Below are 19,310 nucleotides of genomic sequence, written 5' to 3'. Positions count from 1 at the left end.
GTGCGCTGGCCTCGCCCGCACAAGATTAGTGCGCTGGACGGATCACGACCAAAAGATCTCCGGCATCCACCTGCTGCGTCTCGGCGATCGCGTGACGTTCGATGACGCCGTCCACGGGGGCCGTGATGGCCGCCTCCATCTTCATCGCCTCGATGGATGCGACGGGTTCGCCGGCGCGGACGGCTGCACCCACCTCGGCCTTCAGCGTGACCACCCCGGAGAAGGGCGCCGCGACCTGGCCGGGCACGGAGGTGTCCGCCTTCTCGACTTCGTGCACGTCCACGACGATCGACCGATCCCTCACGAAGACGGGCCGGAGCTGCCCGTTGAGGGTCGTCATCACGGTGCGCATCCCCGTGTCGTCCGCGTCCCCGATGGCTTCGAGACCCACGTAGAGCTGGACGCCGCGATCGATCTCGATCAGGTGCTCCTGCCCGGCCACGAGCCCGTACAGGTAGTCGGCCGTGTCGAGCACGGAGAGGTCTCCGAACAACTCCCGCCGCTCCGCGAACTCGGCGCTCGGACCGGGGAACAGCAGGGTGTTCAGCCGTGCACGGCGTTCGGCACTGGTCCCGGCGAGTGCGGCCTCATCGTCAGCACTGATCTCGGTGAGGCCGACGCGCACCGTGCGTCCGGCGAGCACCTTGCTGCGGAACGGCTCGGGCCATCCACCCGGAAGGTCGCCGAGTTCGCCCGCCATGAAACCGACGACCGAGTCCGGCACGTCGTACTTCTCGGGGTTGGCCTCGAAGTCGGCCGGATCCGCCTTCACCGCGGCCAGGTGCAGGGCCAGATCACCGACGACCTTGGAGGACGGAGTGACCTTGGGAACGCGACCGAGCATGCGATCGGCCGCGGCATACATGTCCTCGATGAGCTCGAAATCGTCGGCGAGCCCCAGCGCCTTGGCCTGCTGGCGCAGGTTCGACAGCTGGCCACCGGGAATCTCGTGGTGGTAGACACGTCCCGTGGGTCCCGGAAGCCCGGATTCGAACGGCGCATACTGCCGCCGCACCGCCTCCCAGTAGGGCTCGAGATCGGAGACGCCGTCGAGGGAGATGCCGCTGTCCCGGTCGGTGTGGGCGAGGGCGGCGACGAGGGACGACAGCGATGGCTGGCTCGTGGTGCCGGAAAGCGGCGCGGACGCGGCATCCACCGCATCCACCCCGACGGCGCTCGCGGCGAGCAGGGTCGCCAGCTGCCCGCCGGGGGTGTCATGCGTGTGCAGATGCACCGGCAGGTCGAACCGCTCCCGCAGCGCTGCGACGAGCTTCGCTGCGGCGGCCGGGCGCAGCAGCCCCGCCATGTCCTTGATGGCGAGGATGTGCGCCCCCGCGTCGACGATCTGGTCTGCGAGGTGCAGGTAGTAGTCGAGGGTGTAGAGGTCTTCGGCCGGATCGAGCAGGTCCCCGGTGTAGCAGAGCGCCACCTCGGCGACCGCCGTTCCGGTCTTGCGCACGGCCTCGATCGCCGGCCGCATCTGCTCCACGTCGTTGAGCGCGTCGAAGATGCGGAAGATGTCGACACCGCTGGCCGCCGCCTCGGCGACGAACGCCTCGGTGACCGCCGTCGGGTAAGGCGTGTAGCCGACCGTGTTGCGGCCGCGCAGGAGCATCTGGATCGCGACATTCGGCAGTACGGCGCGCAGCTTGTCGAGGCGCTCCCACGGGTCCTCACCGAGGAAGCGGAGGGCGACGTCGTAGGTCGCCCCGCCCCACGCCTCGACGGACAGGAGTCCGGGGGTCGACCGGGCGAGGTAGGGCGCCGCGGCCACGAGGTCCTTCGTGCGCACTCGCGTCGCCAGGAGGGACTGATGCGCGTCGCGGAAGGTCGTGTCGGTGATCGCGAGCGCCGTCTGTTCCCGGAGGCTGCGGGCGAATCCCTCGGGCCCGAGCTCGAGGAGGCGCTGGCGGGAGCCGGGAGCCGGCTCCGCGCTCAGATCGATCGCCGGCAGCTTGGATGCGGGATCGATCACACCGGGGTGGGCACCGTTCGGCTTGTTGACCGTGACGTCGACCAGCCAGTTCAGGAGCTTCGTCCCGCGGTCCTTCGAGACACGGCCGCGAAGCAGTCCGGGGCGCTCGTCGATGAAGGAGGTGCTCACGTCTCCGGCGATGAAGGCGTCATCCTCGAGGAGAGCCTGCAGGAAGGGGATGTTGGTCGCGACGCCGCGGATGCGGAACTCGGCGAGTGCTCGGCGCGCCCGAGCGACCGCGGCCGGGAAGTCCCGCCCGCGACAGGTGAGCTTCGCCAACATCGAATCGAAATGCGGGCTGATCTGTGCGCCCTGGTGCACGGTGCCGCCGTCGAGACGGATCCCGGCCCCACCGGGAGAGCGGTACGTGGTGATCTTCCCCGTGTCGGGACGGAAGCCCTGCGTCGGGTCCTCGGTTGTGATCCGGCACTGCAGCGCGGCGCCGCGCAGGTGCAGATTCTCCTGCTGCAGACCGAGGTCGGCCAGCGTCTGCCCCGAGGCGATCCGCATCTGGCTCTGCACGAGGTCGACGTCGGTGACCTCCTCGGTCACGGTGTGCTCGACCTGGATGCGGGGGTTCATCTCGATGAAGACGACTTCGCCTGCCCGCTCCCCCGCCGTCTCGAGGAGGAACTCGACCGTGCCCGCGTTCTCGTACCCGATGGAGCGGGCGAACGCGACGGCGTATCCGTGCAGTGCCGTGCGGATGTCGTCGTCGAGGTTCGGCGCCGGAGCGATCTCCACGACCTTCTGGTGACGACGCTGCACGGAGCAGTCGCGCTCGAACAGATGCACGGTCTCGCCGGTCTTGTCGGCGAGGATCTGCACCTCGATGTGCCGGGGGCGGACGACGGCCTGCTCCAGGAACATCCGCGCATCACCGAACGCGCTGGCGGCCTCGCGCATGGCCTCGGCCAACGCCGGAGCGAGGTCACCGGACGTCTCGACGCGGCGCATCCCCCGGCCACCGCCACCCGCGACCGCCTTCGCGAAGAGCGGGAACCCGATGTCCTCTGCCTGGGCGACGAGTGCGTCGACGTCGTCGGAGGCCTCCGTGGACCGCAGGACCGGGACTCCCGCGTCGATCGCGTGCCGCTTGGCCTCGACCTTGTTGCCCGCCATCTCCAGCACGTTCGAGGGAGGACCGATGAAGACGATGCCGTTCGCCGCGGCCTTCTCCGCGAGCTCGGGATTCTCCGACAGGAAGCCGTATCCCGGATAGATGGCATCCGCTCCCGACTCCAGCGCGACGCGGATGATCTCGTCGACATCGAGGTACGCCCGCACCGGGTGCCCGCGCTCGCCGATCTCGTAGGCCTCGTCGGCCTTGAGACGATGCACAGAACCCCGGTCTTCATGGGGGAAGACCGCGACGGTGCGCGCCCCCACCTCGACAGCCGCACGGAAGGCGCGGATCGCGATCTCGCCGCGGTTCGCCACAAGGATCTTCTGGAACATGCACACCTCTGGGAGCTCGATGCACAGCGTTTTCGATGCGCATGGGGCGGGGCTGAGTGTTCCCCCAGCCTAGGGGAAGGTAACGTGGTGTCCGTGCACGTACTCAGCGTCAGCTCTCTCAAGGGGGGCGTCGGCAAGACGACCGTGACACTCGGGCTGGCCTCCGCGGCTTTCGCTCGGGGCGTCCGGACTCTCGTCGTCGACCTCGACCCTCAGTCCGACGTCTCCACCGGGATGGACATCCAAGTGGCAGGTCGGCTCAACATCGCCGACGTCCTGGCGAACCCGAAGGAGAAGGTCGTCCGACAGGCGATCACCTCGAGCGGATGGGCGAAGGTCCACCCCGGCACCATCGATGTGCTGATCGGGAGCCCCTCCGCGATCAACTTCGACGGGCCGCACCCGAGCGTGCGTGACGTGTGGAAGCTCGAGGAGGCGCTCGCCTCGGTCGAGGCCGACTACGACCTCGTCCTCGTCGACTGTGCTCCCTCCCTGAACGCGCTCACCCGCACCGCCTGGGCCGCCAGCGACCGCGTCATGGTGGTCACGGAACCCGGACTGTTCTCCGTCGCCGCCGCCGACCGCGCCCTCCGCGCCATCGAGGAGATCCGTCGGGGACTCTCGCCCCGGCTCCAGCCCCTCGGCATCGTCGTGAACCGCGTACGCCCGCAGTCCATCGAGCACCAGTTCCGCATCAAGGAGCTTCGCGACATGTTCGGACCTCTCGTGCTCTCCCCTCAGCTGCCCGAGCGCACCTCGCTGCAGCAGGCCCAGGGTGCCGCGAAGCCGCTGCACATCTGGCCCGGCGATTCCGCGCAGGAACTCGCCGCCGACTTCGACCAGCTCCTGGACAGGATCATCCGCACCGGTCGGATCGCCGTTCCGGAGAACGGCCCGCAGAGCTGATCCGCACGACGCGCACGACGAAACGGCCGCCCTCATCGAGGGCGGCCGTTTTCCGTCTGAAGCGGAAAGTTGTGGTCAGGCGGAACGCTTCGCGCGACGAGCGGTGAGTTCGTCGACGGGGTCCGGAGCGGTCGGGTCGAATGCCACGAGGGTCGACTCCACCTCGCGGAGGACCTTGCCGACGGCGATGCCGAAGACACCCTGGCCGCGGCTCACGAGGTCGATGACCTCGTCGTTCGACGTGCAGAGGTAGACCGAGGCACCGTCGCTCATCAGCGTGGTGCCCGCGAGGTCGCGGATGCCTGCGCGGCGCAGCTCCTCGACGGCGGTGCGGATCTGCTGGAGGGAGATGCCGGTGTCGAGAAGGCTCTTCACCAGCTTCAGGACGAGGATGTCGCGGAAGCCGTAGAGGCGCTGCGAACCGGAGCCGCTGGCGCCGCGCACGGTGGGCTCCACCAACTCGGTGCGCGCCCAGTAGTCGAGCTGACGGTACGTGATGCCAGCTGCACGAGCTGCGACCGCACCGCGGTATCCGACCTCGTCGTCCATGGCCGGGAGGCCGTCGGTGAAGAGGAGTTCGGGTACGAACCGCGGGTCTCCTGCGAGCTCATCCGCATTCATCTGAAATCCTCCCTGGAACGCTTTCTTCCACGGTAGAGCAGTGCCTGGGCACCGGCAATGACATCCGTGCGACAACGAAGGTGTGTCGCAATCAGTTCGTTACGAAAGCACTCGCGACAGCGCATCCTTGACGAAGAGCGAGCGCACTTCATCGATCCGCGTCGCCAGTTCCGGCGCCAATTCGCTGGCCTTCGCCCGGGACGCGGCGTCGGTCCGCCGCAGGAGTGCGGACATCGCCGACTCGATGAGCGCGACTTCCCGCTCAGCCCCTTGGCGCAACGACCGCAGGTGCCGGGGTTCGATGCCGTGGCGGTCGAGGGCGACGAGACCGCGCAGCAGCGTGACGGTGGCTTCCGGGTAGCTCTCCTGCGCCGTGATGACGCCGGTGCTGATCGCATCGTTGAGCAGCTGCGGTCCCGCACCGGCGGCGGCGAGCAACTCATCTCGGCGGTAGCGACGCGGCGCCGGCGTGATCGAGGGCGGCGGAGCGAGGGCGGATGCCTCCCCGCCGGCGGCGGCGTCATCGAGCTGCTCCCGGATGACGCTCAGCGGAAGATAGTGATCGCGCTGCAGCGTGAGACCGAGGCGCAACCGCTCGATGTCCGAGGCGGAGAACTTGCGGTAGCCCGACTCCGTGCGGGAGGGGCTGACGATGCCCTGCACTTCGAGGAAGCGCAGCTTGCTGGACGTGAGGTCGGGGAACTCCGGTGTGAGCCGAGCAAGGACCTGGCCGATACTCAGCAAGCCCGCGGACGCGGAACGTTCGCGGGCGGGAGTGGCCGCCATCAGTCGTTCGCCGCCGCGCGATCGTGAGGGGAGACGAAGAAGTTCAGACGGAACTTGCCGACGCGCACTTCGGAGCCGTCGACCAGCGCGCTGCGGTCGACGCGCTCCCCGTTGACATACGTCCCGTTGAGGGAGCGCTGGTCGATGATCTCGAAGGCGGATCCGCTGCGGGTGATCTCGGCGTGCCGACGCGAGACGGTCACATCGTCGAAGAAGATGTCGGCCTCGGGGTGCCGCCCGACCGTGGTCACATCGGTGTCGAGCAGATAGCGCGCACCGGCGAGAGCGCCTGAGCGCACCAGCAGCAACGCGGATCCCGCAGGCAGTGCGGCGATGGCCGTCTGCTCCACGTCGGTCAATTCCACCCCGAACGGCACGAAAGACAGGTCGGAATCGTGTCCGAACGTCTGCGTCACGTCGTGTTTCTGCTCGCCGGAACGGTGGATCGCGTCCTCACCGGCCGGTCGGCTGTCGCTGTCTGTCACTGTGCCCTCCTGATCATCCAGACTAACGGATGCCGAGGCGCTCGCGGGAGGCCGCATTCACACTCAGCCGTCACATACTGCTTATCCATAAGGTGGAGTGGTGAAGACCAAAGCTCTGCGCCCGTCGGCCGCCCCGATCGCCCTCGCCGCGACCCTGCTCGCCGCGTTCCTCGTGCTCTTCTCCCCGCTCTCGGCGTCCGCGCACGACGCGCTCGTGTCGTCGTCTCCCGCTGCCGATGAATCGGTCGACACCGTCCCCGAAGAGCTCACGCTGACCTTCAGCGCCAAGCTCATCGACGGTGAGGGTGCGACGGAGGTCGTCGTGACCGCCCCCGATGGCACGTCGGTCACCGAGGGCGCGGCGACGGTCGAAGGCGCGATCGTCACCCAGCCCTTGCAGGGGTCCGGTCCGGCCGGCGAATACCACGTGATCTGGAAGGTCGTCTCCAGCGACGGACACCCCACTTCCGGCGAGTACTCCTTCATGGTGACCGTCGGCGACGGGTCTGCGACCGCGGAGCCCACGGCGGCCCCGACCAGCGCAGCGCCGACGACGGAGCAGACCACGGAGCCTGAGGCGACCTCGACACCGACACCGGTCCCCGACGATGCCGACACCGGTTCCGCATGGGTCTGGGTGCTCGCGATCATCGCTGTCCTGGTCGTCGCCGGAGTGGTCATCTGGATCGTCGCGAGCCGCCGCCGAGGTGGGGCTCCGACCGATTCCGACACCCCGTCGGAGCGATAGGCTTAAGGCATGCCACACTACGACGTCGTCATCCTTGGTGCAGGTCCTGGCGGATACGTCGCTGCGGTTCGCAGCGCGCAGCTCGGTCTGTCCACCGCCATCATCGAGGAGAAGTACTGGGGCGGTGTCTGCCTCAACGTCGGCTGCATCCCCTCCAAGGCGCTCCTGAAGAACGCGGAGCTCGCGCACACCCTGAACCACAAGGCGGACTTCTTCGGGATCTCCGGCGAGTTCACGATCGACTTCGGCAAGGCGTTCGATCGCAGCCGCGAGGTCGCCGAGGGTCGCGTCAAGGGCATCCACTTCCTGATGAAGAAGAACAAGGTGACCGAGTACAACGGTCGCGGCACCTTCACCGGCCCGAAGGCGATCTCGGTCGCCAAGGCCGATGGCACGTCCGAAGAGGTCACCTTCGACAACGCCATCATCGCCACCGGCTCCAAGGTCCGTCTGCTGCCGGGCGTGACGCTCAGCGAGAACGTCGTCACCTACGAAGAGCAGATCATGACCCGTGAGCTGCCGAAGTCGATCGTCATCGTCGGCGCGGGCGCGATCGGCATGGAGTTCGCCTATGTGATGACGAACTACGGGGTCAAGGTCACGATCATCGAGTTCCTCGACCGCGCGCTCCCCAACGAGGACGCGGACGTGTCGAAGGAGATCACGAAGCAGTACAAGAACTACGGCGTCGACATCCTGACCTCCACCAAGGTGGAGACCGTCGTCGACAACGGCTCCTCCGTCACCGTCACCTACACGGGCAAGGACGGTCAGCAGTCGTCGATCGAGGCCGACAAGGTGCTGATGTCGGTCGGCTTCGCCCCGAACATCGAGGGCTTCGGCCTCGACAAGACCGGTGTGAAGCTCACCGAACGCGGCGCGATCGACATCGACGATCACATGCGCACGAACGTCGAGGGCATCTACGCGATCGGTGATGTGACCGCCAAGCTGCAGCTCGCCCACGTGGCGGAGGCACAGGGCGTCGTCGCCGCCGAGACGATCGGTGGCGCGGAGACGCAGACCCTCGGCGACTACCGGATGATGCCGCGTGCGACGTTCTGCTCGCCGCAGGTCGCATCGTTCGGGCTCACCGAGCAGCAGGCCAAGGACGAGGGGCGCGAGATCAAGGTCGCGACCTTCCCGTTCATGGCCAACGGCAAGGCGCACGGCCTCGGCGAGCCGGTCGGCTTCGTCAAGCTGATCGCCGACGCGGAGCACCTCGAGCTCATCGGCGCGCACATGATCGGCCCGGACGTCTCCGAGCTCCTGCCCGAGCTGACGCTGGCCCAGAAGTGGGACCTGACGGCACTCGAGCTCGCCCGCAACGTGCACACCCACCCGACGCTGTCGGAGGCACTGCAGGAAGGCTTCCACGGCCTCGCGGGACACATGATCAACTTCTGATCCTCACATCACGAAGGCCCGGTTCGCAGAGTGCGGACCGGGCCTTCGTGCGTCACAGGCCGCGCATCGTGAGGAGCCCTGCCGTCCAGCCGCGCAACGGAGCCGACCCGAGGGTACGCATCAGCATCTCTCTGCCGCGCACCACCGGCGCCGGGGCGGGCGCCCCCATCGCCATGTAGAACGCGGAGCGGCGCTGCGCCCGGGATGCCGATCGGCGCACCCGTCGGTCGTACGGACCCAGGTCCGGCACCGCGCCGGGCCGCGTGCCGGAGAGTCGTTCCGCGAGACGAACGGCATCGACCCACCCGAGGTTCATGCCCTGTCCGCCGATCGGACTGATCTCGTGTGCGGCATCGCCCAGAAGCACCACCCGGCCCTGATGGAGGCGCGTCGCCGCATGCTGGGCGGCGAGAAAGGGAGTGGGGGCGTCCGTGGCGGCCGGTTCGATGCCGATCCCGGTACGCCGCTCGATCGTCGCACGGAAGTCATCGGCGGTGCGAAGGGCGTCTGCACTGCCCCGCACCACCCATCGACGGCGACCACCGGGGAGGGGGAAGGACTCGACCAGACCCTCCGGCTCGCAGTGCAGGACGGCCCGGTTCTCCGACGTCGGCTCCTCGACATCGAGCATCGAATACGCGGCGCGTCCGGCCCGACGACGCCATCCGGTATCGAGCCCCTCACGCAGACGGCTCCGCACGCCGTCGGCCACCACGACCACGGCCGCCGAGATCATGCGGGTTCCCACGGCGGAGTCCGCCGTGACGTGCACGGCATCCGCGTCCTGCCGGACGAGGCGAACGGCGCATCCGGTGATCAGGGCCTCCTCCGAGAGCGAGTGCATCCGGTCCCGCAGCAGCGCGCCGCTTCGCGGCTGCGGGAGGATCAGGACCGGACGATCCGATGCGAAGTCGACGGACGCCAGGGTGCGCCGACGGCTGCGCACCTCCCCACCTTCGAGCCGAAGCGCCTCCGCGCGCACCTCGTGTCCGACGCCCGCGGCGTCCAACGCGTCCAACCCGGGGCGGTGGATGCCGATGGCCCTGGTCCGCTGATCCGCGTCCGCTCGACGTTCGCACACCACCACCCGCAGACCGCGCTGCAGCAGCAGGCAGCCCAGCAGCAGACCCACCGGCCCCGCGCCGACGATCAGCACGTCATGGTCGGGCATGTGCCCCGTCCCATCGCAGCTCCACGCGGAAGGGTGCACCGCCGCGTACGCTCCACCCGTCTGGGGCGACCGCCGCGAGCTCGGCGAGGGTGTAGGAGCGACGGATGCTGAGGAGCCCGTCCTCGCGGATGAACGAGTCGGCGAGGAGGCTGCGGGAGATGGGCCAGGTGGCCGCGGCGAACAGGGCGTACGCGGTGTGGCTGCGGGCGATGTCGTGGTGCGCCACCACTCCGTCCGCAGCGACGAGGCGCACGGAGTCGCTGAGCACGCCCTGAAGCTCGGCGTCATCGAGGTGGTGCAGCACGTGGTTGGACAGCACGACGTCGTAAGTCTCCCCCGCGGCGACGAGCTCCGTGGTCAGCGCGCAGCGGTATCGCACGCCCGCACCGCCATCATGCGCCGCTGCCCAGCGGATCGCACGGTCGTCGGCGTCGAGCGCGGTGACCTCCGCCGAGAGACCCTCTCGACGCAGACGCCACGCGAGCAATCGGCAGAGGTCTCCCCCACCGGCCCCCACATCGAGGATCCGCAGTCGCCCGGTACGCGCCGCGCGAGGACGGATGTCGCGCCGATACATCGCCCCGGGCCGGGAGACGAGCGCGTTGACGAGACCGAACCGTCCGTAGGTCCGCGCCAGCTTCCGAGCGTCCGCATGCGGATGGTCCATCCGCTCGCGGACCTCCACATCTCGCAGCGTGAGATCGGGGCTCATGACCCGGTCGGCGCGACGACGGTCATCAGCGCGCTCTCGGCCGTGAGCCCTGGCCCGAAAGCCATCGCCGCCACGCGCTCTCCGCCACTGGCCCCCTCAGCCTCCAGGATCCGTTTGAGGACGAAGAGCACCGTCGCGCTCGACATGTTGCCGTTCTCCCGCAGGACCTCCCGCGCCGGGTGCAGCTGCGCGTCGCTGAGCTGCATCCGCTCCTGCACCCGGTCGAGGATGCTGCGGCCGCCGGGGTGGATGGCCCAATGCTGCACCTGGTCCCCCACCGTCCCGGCCTCGAAGGCTTCGGCCAGGCCATTCTCGGCCGAGTACAGCGGTCGAAGGGCGCCGATGATCGTCTCCCCGATGATCTGCGGAACAGAGGTCGACAGGATCATCTCGAAGCCGGTGTCACCGATCGTCCAGGCCATGTCCTTCTCGCCCTCCGGCGCGATGGCCGTGTGGAAACGGTCCAGCTGCAGCGAGGAGGACGGCGACGGAAGATCACGGGACGTCACGATGCCGGCTGCCGCACCGTCGGCGAACAACGAGGAGGCGACGATCGTGTCCGGGTCCTCGGAGGAACGCAGATGGAGGGTGCACAGCTCGACGCTGACGACCAGGACCACGGCGTTCTCATCGGCGGCGCAGAACTGGCTCGCCGCACGCAACGCCGGCATCGACGCGTAGCAGCCCATGAAGCCGAGATGGAATCGCTGCACCGCATCGGAGAGTCCGAGTCCGCGGACGATCTCGTACTCCGGTCCCGGGGCGTGGAATCCGGTGCAGGAGACCGTGATGACGTGGGTGACGTCTTCGGGGCCGATCTCAGGATCGGCGTCGAGGGCCTGCCGCGCGACCTCGACGAAGAGCTTCGCCGCCTCCCGGGTGTACAGGTCGTTTCGTGCTCTCGTGCCGGGCGCGAGGAGCATCCCGGTACGACGGTCGAAGAAGACGGGGTCGGCCGGTTCCGACTCCAGCGACAGCTCATCGATCACGGTGTGCCGGGTGTCGATGCCCGAGACGTTGAACGACGTCGTCACGATCCGCTGCGCGAGCCGCCCGAGATCGGGCTGCTGCGCGAAGACGTCGCGCACCTGCTCCTGCACGAGAACGGTTTCGGGGACGATCGTCTGCAGCGATCGAAGCACAGGCGGTCGGCTCATGCTGTCACTCAAGCATGCGCCGCGCCCCTGGGGGAAGGGGTTGCGTTCGCGAGCGGCCTCTGCCTAGAAACCGAGCGCGCGAGCGAGCTTGGAGCCGGATGCCGATTCGCGGCCGCCCGCGGCGAGGACGGCGTGCTCCACGGCGTCGAAGAACGCCGTGCGCCGCAGCTCATCGTCGGGAGCGGCGGGCCCCAGCTCCATCTCCCACTCGCGCCATTGGCGCTGCACGCCGCCGCGGAGGTCGGTGGCCCGCACCCGGTCGTCGACGAACTCGGCCACGACCCCGTCCGGACCGCTGAGCAGATAGGCGGTGCGATCGTTCTCGATGCGCGCCAGCGGGGTGAGCGGTGCGGTCGTCCAGGTCGCGACGGTCTCCGCGACGGCCGGAGGAAGGTCGTCACCGTCGCCGAGCGGCCAGCCGAGTTCGAGCCGGCCGTCGCCCTGGCGAGGACCCTTCACGTGCCAGCCCGCGTCCGGCCCGCCGGTACGACGACGCAGCGCCACGCCGGCACGAGCGAGCGCACCGTCGGCGGTGTCGAAGTATCGGGCGTCCAATGCGCGACGCTCGCCGGCGGTGACGGCGTCGACGCCGGGGATCGCGTCCCAGCGCGGCAACGGGGTCTCGATGTCGACGTCGTACTTGCGTTCGACCTCGACGGTGCGAGACGGTTCAGTCATCGTCGAGCGTGAGATCCTCGAGAGACTCCTCGAACCAGTAGTCGACCTCCGTGGGCCCGTCATCCGGACCGGTGTTCTGAGGCCCACCGCGGCGGTTGTACACCACCTGCGTCTCGCTGTAGGGGACGATCAGCTTGTCGTCCGCATCGCCGAGAGGGATGATCTGCCCGTCCAGCGGGCCGCCGTGAAGTCGTGCGAGTGCCATGTGCTCAGGGTAGCCCGTCCTCGCGGTGTCGGCACGAGGACGGGCGGATTCAGCCGAGGACGATGCCGAGAAGGGCTCCGGCGATCATCCAGGGCCCGAAGGCGATGCGGGTCGCCCCCGTCGCGCGACGCAGGAGGATGAGCGCCAGTGCGTAGAACGCGCCCAGCACGAATGCCGCCGCGGCACCGATCACGAGCGAATCCCACCCGTGCCACCCCAGCACGAGGCCGATCACGGCAGCGAGCTTCACGTCGCCGCCGCCCATCCCTGCGCGGCTGATCGCTCGCAGCACGGCATAGAACCCGCCGAGGATCACCAGGCCGAGGAGGGCGCGGAGGAGCGCGTCGCCGCGCCCGGTGAGGAGGGCGTCGACCGCGGTGAGGGCCGCGAGTGATGCGAGCGTCGGCAGCACGATCAGGTCGGGCAGTCGGTGCGTGCGGGCGTCGATCACGATCAGTGCGCCGCCGACGACGACCAGGGCGACGTGCACGAGGGCGATGAGGGCGAACCGGATGTCCATCCCCGCAGGTTAGGAGATGGGCGGATCGCCCGCGTGGGCCCTGTGGAGAACTCGACGCGATGTCCGATGTACGAACTATCGTCATCGGTGCGACTTGTTTTATTCGTACATATCTTCGAGAATGGACGCATGGTGATCGGGCTCGATGCGGTGACCTCGCTCTCTCCGGCGAGCGACTCCCGCGCGGGTGAAGTACTGCGACTGCGCCGCGAGATCAGCAGGATGCAACGACGTCGCAGCGAGCATACGCTGCTCCCCCTCGATCCCGCCTTCGCGGCGCTCCTGCCGGAAGAGGGCCTGCAGACCGGCACGTCCTATACCGTCTCCCCCTCGCCGAGCCTGGTGCTCGCGCTGCTCAGCGCCGCATCCCGGAAAGGGCACTGGTGCGCGGTGGTGGGCATGCCCACGCTCGGCGTCGAAGCAGCGGCCGCGTTCGGCATCGACCTCGCCCGCCTGATCCTCGTGCCCACCCCCGGCGAGCGCTGGCTCGCGGCGACCTCCGCGCTGGCCGAGGTCGTGCCTCTGATCGTCGTCGCCCCCGGAACCCGGGCCGGAGACGCCGACGTCTCCCGGCTGAGCGCTCGCCTGCGTGATCGCGGCTGCACGCTTCTGGTCACCGAGTCCCCCGGCACCGGACGATGGCCGCAGAGCGAGGGCACGATACGCCTTCATGACCCGCACTGGCACGGTCTCGGCGCCGGCTGGGGGTTGCTCTCCGACTGCACCGTGACGGTGACGGCGCAGACACGACACAGCCCTCGCCCCTCGAGTGTGCGCGTGCAGCTGCCGGGAGGGCACGGCGCTCTCGAGGCCGTCGGGGCAGAGCTCACCGCACTCCCTGCGCTCTCGCCGGAGAGGTCCTCCCTCGGTGAATCCGCTCCCCCGGAACTGTTGCGATGGGCGGAAGCAGGATGAACGCCCCTCTCCGTGTCCTCGTGCTGTGGTTCCCCGACTGGCCGATGCGAGCCGCGCTCGGCGGCGCACCCCCACATCCGCCCACCGCCCTGGTGCAAGCCAACACGATCGTCGCCTGCACCGCCTCCGCCAGGGAGCACGGCGTCCGCACCGGTCAGCGCCGCCGAGTCGCGCAGGGCCACCTCTCCTCCCTCCAGGTACTCCCGCACGACCCGGCCCGTGACGAACGCGCCTTCCTTCCCGTGCTCCAGCTCATCGAGAAGCACGCCCCGGGAGTCACTCTGCTGCGCCCCGGACTCGCGATCCTCCGCGCCAGAGGCATCTCCCGCTATCACGGTGGGGAAGCGGAGGCCGCCGCGTCACTCGCCACCGTCCTCGGAGAGGCCGGTTTCCCCGAGGTGCGCATCGGCATCGCAGACGGCCCCTTCACCGCCGAGATCGCCGCTCGAGGCCCGACGCCCTGGACGGTCGTACCGTCCGGCACCGCCCGGGAGTTCTTGGCCCCCTACCCCGTGCAGGTGCTGCGCGACGAACAGATCACCGGACTCCTCCTCCGGCTCGGCATACGCACCCTCGGCGAGTTCACCGCCCTCGCCGCGCCTGACGTGCGCGACCGCTTCGGTGAACACGGTGCGCGTCTGCACGCGCTCGCCGCGGGTGCCGACTCCCGCCCCCTGACCCCGCGCCCACCCGACCCCGAGCTCGTGCGCAGCGTCGAGTTCGACTCGCCGCTGGGCGGAGCCGATCAGATCGCCTTCGCGGTGCGGCAGACAGCCGACGCGGTGATGCTCGCTCTCGGTGAGGCCTCGGTCGTCTGCACGGAGGTGCGGATCGATCTGACCGACGACAACGGGGCGGTCTTCTCGAGATCCTGGCTGCACCCCACCTGTTTCGACGCCTCCGACCTCGTCGATCGGGTGCGCTGGCAGTTGGAGGCCTTGGCCACGCAGTCCGCGAAGGAACCGATCGACGAGGCACGAGCGTTCGGCGGCATCACCGCCGTACGGATCACCCCCGCCGCTGTGGATGATGCCGCCCATCACCAACCGGGGCTCTTCGGCTCCGGCACCGATGAGCGCCTGCACCACGCGGTCTCGCGCGTGCAGACCATGTTGGGCCATCAGGGCGTGGTCACCGCGGCGATCTCCGGTGGTCGCTGGCTCGCCGACCGTCAGGTGCTCACCCCGTGGGGAGAGCGCGCCGTCCCTCCACGGGATCCGGGATCGCCGTGGCCCGGCAGCCTCCCCGACCCTCTGCCCGCCGAGGTGTTCCACCCCCCGCGCCCCATCGGAGTCCTCGCCGCGGATGAGACCACGGTCAGCGTCGATGAACGCGGAACCCTCTCGCAAGACCCCGCCCGCATCGAGGGTGCCTCCGTGCAGGCCTGGGCCGGTCCCTGGCCCGTTCACGAACGCCGCTGGGCCGCAGGGGGAGGGAAACGCGGGCATCGGCTCCAGATCGTCGATGACCAGGATCGCGCCTGGCTGGTCTTCCATACCGGCGAGCGCTGGTGGGCCGAGGGGAGGTATCGCTGATGGGTTGGCACAATCCGCCCCTGTCGTGGAACGAGTTGGAGCGCACCCTCAGCGGCGAGGAGTCCCCCTCGCCCCCTCCGGGCGCCGAGCCGAAGAACACACGGAGCGATCCCGGACCGGTCAGCCGTCGCCGCAAGCGCACTCCCCCCATCGGCATCCCCCGTCCGCACGATGCCGTGCCCTACGCCGAGTTGCACGCCCATTCGTCCTACTCGTTCCTCGACGGGGCCTCTTCCCCCGAAGATCTGCTCGCCGAAGCCGACCGCCTCGGACTGACCGCACTCGCGCTCACGGACCACGACGGCTTCTACGGTGCCGCACGCTTCGCCGAAGTCGCCGATCTCATGGAGAGTCCGCTGCAGACCGTTTTCGGGGCCGAGCTGTCCCTCGATCTGCCCGCGCCGCAACGAGGTTCCGCCGACCCCGCGGGAGAACATCTGCTGGTCCTCGCCAGGGGGAAGGAGGGGTACCACCGCCTTTCGGGGGCGATCACCGCGGCGCAGTTGCGCGGGGGCGAGAAAGGACGACCGGTATACGACCTCGACGATCTGGCCGAACGCGCAGGAGGCCACTGGACGATCCTGACCGGTTGCCGCAAAGGTGCCGTGCGCCGCGGGCTCGAAGCAGGCGACGGCCTCACCCCGCTGCGAACCCTGGTCGACCTGTTCGGAAACGATCACGTCGCCGTCGAACTCTTCGACCACGGGGACCCGTTGGACACCCGCCGCAACGACGCTCTCGCCGGGCTCGCACGACGGATGCGGTTGCCGGTGGTGGCGACCAACAACGTGCACTACGCCACTCCCGCACAGGCGCCACTCGCCGAGGCCGTGGCTGCGGTCCGCGCGGTGCGGAGCATGGATGAGCTCGACGGCTGGCTGCCCGCGCACGGGGGCGCCCATCTCCGCAGCGGCGCAGAGATGTCGGCGCGCTTCCACCGGCATCCCGGAGCGATCTCCTACGGGCTCGAATTGGCGACGGCTTCCGCCTTCCCCCTGCGCCTGGCACGACCCGCGCTCCCGCAGCAGAAGGTGCCGGAGGGGCATACACCGATGAGCTGGCTGCGTCACCTGGTCTGGGCGGCCGTGCCGTCGAAGTATCCCCGCCTGGACGAGGAGGGCAAACACCGGATCGCCCGTGAGCTGGATGTGATCGAGGAGAAGGACTTCCCCGGATACTTCCTGATCGTGCACGGCATCGTCACCGAGGCACGCAGACGCGGCATCCTCTGCCAGGGACGAGGTTCGGCTGCGGCGAGCGCGGTCTGCTACCTGCTCGGGATCACGGCGGTCGACCCGATCCTCTACCGTCTCCCCTTCGAGAGGTTCCTCGCGACCACGCGGACGGAGGAGCCCGACATCGACGTCGACTTCGACTCCGACCGTCGCGAGGAGATCATCCAGTGGGTCTACCAGGAGTACGGCCGGGAGCGAGCGGCCCAGGTGGCGAATGTCATCCAGTACCGGCCGAAGAACGCGGTGCGCGACATGGCCAGAGCGCTCGGTCACTCCCCCGGTCAGCAGGACGCCTGGTCCCGCCAGGTCGACGGCTGGGGTGCGGGGCTGGAGCCGGCCGAGGACCACGACATCCCCGAGAACGTGCTCGCCTATGCCGGCGAACTGCTGAAAGCCCCCCGCCACCTCGGCATCCACTCCGGCGGCATGGTGCTCACCGCTCGTCCGGTCGGCGAGGTCGTACCGGTGGAGCATGCGCGCATGGAGAACCGCACCGTCATCCAGTGGGACAAAGACGACTCCGCGTTCATGGGGCTCGTGAAGTTCGACCTCCTGGGCCTCGGGATGCTCGCCGCCCTCCAGCACTGCTTCGATCTGATCCGACAGGCCACGGGTGAGGAGTGGCGGCTCGAGACCATCCCCAAGGAGGAGCCCGCCGTCTACGACATGCTCTGTCGCGCGGACTCCATCGGTGTCTTCCAGGTGGAGTCCCGCGCACAGATCGGGCTGCTCCCCCGTCTGCAGCCGCGGAGCTTCTACGACCTCGCCATCCAGATCGCCCTCATCCGTCCCGGCCCCATCCAGGGCGGTGCGGTGCATCCGTTCGTGCGGCGGAAGATCGCCAAGGACCGGGTCGACGAGGAGAACCGGGAGCGCGCACGGCGTGGTGAAGACCCCTTGGAGTTCACGATCCCCTACCCGCACAGCGATCTGGAAGACATCCTGAAACGCACGCTGGGCATTCCGATCTTCCAGGAGCAGCTCATCCAGATGGCGACGGCGATCGGTGACTGCACCGCGGATGAGGCCGACCTGCTGCGGCGCGCCATGGGCTCCAAGCGCGGGCTGGAGAAGATCGAGAAGGTCAAGGACAAGCTCTACGCGGGCATGAGCAGACGAGGGCTCGATGCCGACGCCGCTGACCGGATCTACGCGCAGATCCAGGCGTTCTCGAACTTCGGGTTCGCCGAGTCGCACTCGCTGTCGTTCGCCCTGCTGGTCTACGCCAGCTCCTGGGTGAAGCTGCACTATCCCGCCGCGTTCCTCGCCGGGCTGTTGCGCGCGCAGCCGATGGGCTTCTACTCCGCCGCGACCCTCACTGCGGATGCACGGCGGCATGGAGTGGAGGTCCGTCGGCCCGATCTGCACCTGTCCGGAGCGACGGATTCGTTGGAGCCGCTCGCCGATGACTCCGAAGGCGGACCCACCGGCCGGACGCAGTGCCTCGCCGCTCCTCAACCTGCTGTCCTCCGCTTCGACCGGGAGGCTCCCGACGAGTCCGCTGCCCACCGCAGGGACGGCGGATTCGCGGTGCGACTGGGCCTCAGCGGCATCCGGGGGATCGGTGTGCCGTTGGCGGAGAGGATCGTCGCGGAACGTGACGCACACGGTCCTTACCGGGATCTGCACGATCTGGTGCGGCGTACGGATGCCACCGCCGCACAGCTGGAGGCCCTCGCCACGGCAGGGGCCTTCGACTGTCTGGGGCTGGAGCGCCGAGAGGCGATCTGGCTGGCCGGAGCCGCGGCGGACGACCGCTCACGCTTCCTCCCGGGGACCACGGTCGCCGTGCAGCCTCCCCTGTTCGCCGACCAGACCAGCTACGAGCGTCTCTCCGCCGATCTCTGGGCGACCAGCGTGTCCACCGATGACCATCCGATGGCGCATTTCCGGGAGGCACTGCGCACCCGCGGGGTGCTCACCGCCGTCGATCTGCAGAGCCACGAGGTCGGTCGGCGCATCGAGGTCGCGGGACTCGTCACTCACAGGCAACGACCGGCGACGGCCGCCGGGATCACCTTCGTGAACCTCGAGGACGAGAGCGGTCTGGTGAACGTCGTCTGCTCGGCAGGGGTCTGGAACCGCTACCGTCGCGTCGCCCGGGATTCACCGGCTCTCATCATCCGCGGCATCCTGGAGCGGTCGAGCGAGGGGGTGGTCAATGTGCTCGCCGACGGGTTCGAGGATCTCCGCACCGGCCTCACACACCGGTCCAGGGACTTCCGATGAGCGACGGGAGCCCTGCACCCGGCTTCGGCGTCACCAGAAGCGTTCGTGTTCCTCGGGAGGTGGACGGTCGGCGCCGCCCCATCTGTCGGCCTCGGCCTTCGCGGCATCCGCGGCGGCGTCCGCGCCACGCAGAGCGCGCTTCGCTCCGGTCGCCCCCGGACCGATGGGATCGACGAGCAAAGAGGTGCGGGAGTCGGCTCCCCCGATGGTCACCGTGCACTCCAACACACGTCCGATCCACCGAGAGAGGTCGCCACTCGGATCCTCTGCACGTCGGTAGCGGATACCGGTGTCGAGGTCGACGATGGACAGGACCACAGGCTCCCCGGCGAGCGGGTCGATCTGCTCCGTCACCTCGACCCGGTGCCCATGAGCGATGGCGACCTGCGCGGCGACGACGAGCAACCTGTCCATGTGTCCACCCTAGGCAACGCCGCCCGGAAGGCAACAGAACGTCTCAGCGAGAAAGTTCCGAAAATATCTTTGTCCCCCAAATGGCGGACAAGACGATTAAGCGATACTCTGCTCACGTAGCGGGGGCTACGAGGCTGATGGACTGGGGATTCA

17 protein-coding genes are annotated in these 19,310 nt (G+C 68.9%); 6 read left to right on the top strand and 11 right to left on the bottom strand.

The features are described from left to right. Window positions 1–25: 25 nt before the first annotated feature. Window positions 26–3,433: a pyruvate carboxylase gene (locus tag KV397_RS06195; protein WP_261812441.1), complete on the bottom strand. Its 3,408-nt coding sequence runs from the start codon at window positions 3,431–3,433 to the stop codon at window positions 26–28. A gap of 93 nt (window positions 3,434–3,526) precedes the next feature. Between KV397_RS06195 and KV397_RS06190 the strand changes: the two genes are divergently transcribed. Continuing rightward, complete coding sequence (locus KV397_RS06190; RefSeq protein ID WP_047521976.1) at window positions 3,527–4,339, top strand: ParA family protein; 813 nt, start codon at window positions 3,527–3,529, stop codon at window positions 4,337–4,339. A gap of 75 nt (window positions 4,340–4,414) precedes the next feature. Here KV397_RS06190 and KV397_RS06185 read toward each other — a convergent pair whose 3' ends face one another. The 3 genes from KV397_RS06185 to KV397_RS06175 all read right to left on the bottom strand — a co-directional run bounded on the left by KV397_RS06185 (window position 4,415) and on the right by KV397_RS06175 (window position 6,231). Beyond that, the gene (locus tag KV397_RS06185) at window positions 4,415–4,960 is read right to left on the bottom strand and encodes a MerR family transcriptional regulator (RefSeq protein WP_047521931.1); all 546 of its coding nucleotides are present in this window, start codon (window positions 4,958–4,960) and stop codon (window positions 4,415–4,417) included. A 99-nt stretch (window positions 4,961–5,059) separates the two neighbouring features. Next, window positions 5,060–5,746 carry a transcriptional regulator FtsR gene (gene ftsR / locus KV397_RS06180; RefSeq protein WP_131491299.1) on the bottom strand — a complete coding sequence of 229 codons (687 nt, stop codon included), beginning with the start codon at window positions 5,744–5,746 and terminating at the stop codon, window positions 5,060–5,062. Then, window positions 5,746–6,231: an FHA domain-containing protein gene (locus tag KV397_RS06175; RefSeq protein ID WP_047521927.1), complete on the bottom strand. Its 486-nt coding sequence runs from the start codon at window positions 6,229–6,231 to the stop codon at window positions 5,746–5,748. The genes ftsR and KV397_RS06175 overlap by 1 nt, the downstream gene beginning before the upstream one ends. Window positions 6,232–6,331: 100 nt before the next feature. Here KV397_RS06175 and KV397_RS06170 point away from each other — a divergent pair, with 100 nt between their 5' ends. Together KV397_RS06170 and lpdA are read left to right on the top strand one after the other, a co-directional pair. After that, window positions 6,332–6,979: a copper resistance protein CopC gene (locus KV397_RS06170; protein WP_261812440.1), complete on the top strand. Its 648-nt coding sequence runs from the start codon at window positions 6,332–6,334 to the stop codon at window positions 6,977–6,979. A gap of 9 nt (window positions 6,980–6,988) precedes the next feature. Then, window positions 6,989–8,386, top strand: a complete 1,398-nt coding sequence (gene lpdA, locus KV397_RS06165; protein ID WP_047521923.1) for a dihydrolipoyl dehydrogenase — start codon at window positions 6,989–6,991, stop codon at window positions 8,384–8,386. Between the two features lie 52 nt (window positions 8,387–8,438). Here the strand turns inward: lpdA and KV397_RS06160 are convergent, their stop codons facing one another. The 6 genes from KV397_RS06160 to KV397_RS06135 all read right to left on the bottom strand — a co-directional run bounded on the left by KV397_RS06160 (window position 8,439) and on the right by KV397_RS06135 (window position 12,829). After that, complete coding sequence (locus tag KV397_RS06160; protein ID WP_261812439.1) at window positions 8,439–9,557, bottom strand: FAD-dependent oxidoreductase; 1,119 nt, start codon at window positions 9,555–9,557, stop codon at window positions 8,439–8,441. Further along, window positions 9,544–10,269 (bottom strand): methyltransferase domain-containing protein, encoded by a 726-nt coding sequence (locus tag KV397_RS06155; protein ID WP_261812438.1) that lies wholly within the window; start codon window positions 10,267–10,269, stop codon window positions 9,544–9,546. The genes KV397_RS06160 and KV397_RS06155 overlap by 14 nt, the downstream gene beginning before the upstream one ends. Then, entirely contained in the window at window positions 10,266–11,426 is a 1,161-nt protein-coding gene (locus KV397_RS06150) for a type III polyketide synthase (protein ID WP_261812437.1), read from the bottom strand. Before KV397_RS06150 ends, KV397_RS06155 begins: the two co-directional genes overlap by 4 nt. A gap of 63 nt (window positions 11,427–11,489) precedes the next feature. Next, on the bottom strand, window positions 11,490–12,104 hold the full coding sequence (locus tag KV397_RS06145; RefSeq protein WP_261812436.1) for a CYTH domain-containing protein: 615 nt from the start codon (window positions 12,102–12,104) through the stop codon (window positions 11,490–11,492). Then, entirely contained in the window at window positions 12,097–12,309 is a 213-nt protein-coding gene (locus KV397_RS06140) for a hypothetical protein (protein WP_047521915.1), read from the bottom strand. The genes KV397_RS06145 and KV397_RS06140 overlap by 8 nt, the downstream gene beginning before the upstream one ends. Before the next feature lie 49 nt (window positions 12,310–12,358). Beyond that, window positions 12,359–12,829, bottom strand: a complete 471-nt coding sequence (locus KV397_RS06135) for a prepilin peptidase (protein WP_047521913.1) — start codon at window positions 12,827–12,829, stop codon at window positions 12,359–12,361. Between the two features lie 129 nt (window positions 12,830–12,958). On the opposite strand from KV397_RS06135, the gene KV397_RS06130 reads away from it, so the two are divergent. Genes KV397_RS06130 through KV397_RS06120 form a run of 3 tightly spaced genes read left to right on the top strand, consistent with a single transcriptional unit; the run spans window position 12,959 to window position 18,743 of the window. Next, on the top strand, window positions 12,959–13,744 hold the full coding sequence (locus KV397_RS06130) for a hypothetical protein (RefSeq protein ID WP_248540665.1): 786 nt from the start codon (window positions 12,959–12,961) through the stop codon (window positions 13,742–13,744). After that, on the top strand, window positions 13,741–15,279 hold the full coding sequence (locus tag KV397_RS06125) for a DNA polymerase Y family protein (RefSeq protein ID WP_261812435.1): 1,539 nt from the start codon (window positions 13,741–13,743) through the stop codon (window positions 15,277–15,279). Before KV397_RS06130 ends, KV397_RS06125 begins: the two co-directional genes overlap by 4 nt. Beyond that, window positions 15,279–18,743, top strand: coding sequence for an error-prone DNA polymerase (locus tag KV397_RS06120; protein WP_261812434.1), 3,465 nt, complete (start codon window positions 15,279–15,281; stop codon window positions 18,741–18,743). Before KV397_RS06125 ends, KV397_RS06120 begins: the two co-directional genes overlap by 1 nt. A 30-nt stretch (window positions 18,744–18,773) precedes the next feature. Here the strand turns inward: KV397_RS06120 and KV397_RS06115 are convergent, their stop codons facing one another. Further along, window positions 18,774–19,157 (bottom strand): hypothetical protein, encoded by a 384-nt coding sequence (locus KV397_RS06115; protein ID WP_047521905.1) that lies wholly within the window; start codon window positions 19,155–19,157, stop codon window positions 18,774–18,776. Window positions 19,158–19,310 lie beyond the last annotated feature (153 nt).

The sequence above is a fragment of the Microbacterium aurugineum genome (genome assembly GCF_023101205.1).
GTDB lineage: Bacteria > Actinomycetota > Actinomycetes > Actinomycetales > Microbacteriaceae > Microbacterium > Microbacterium aurugineum.
Note: the sequence above shows the minus strand (reverse complement) of the source record. Positions and strands in the feature narration are given on the sequence as shown.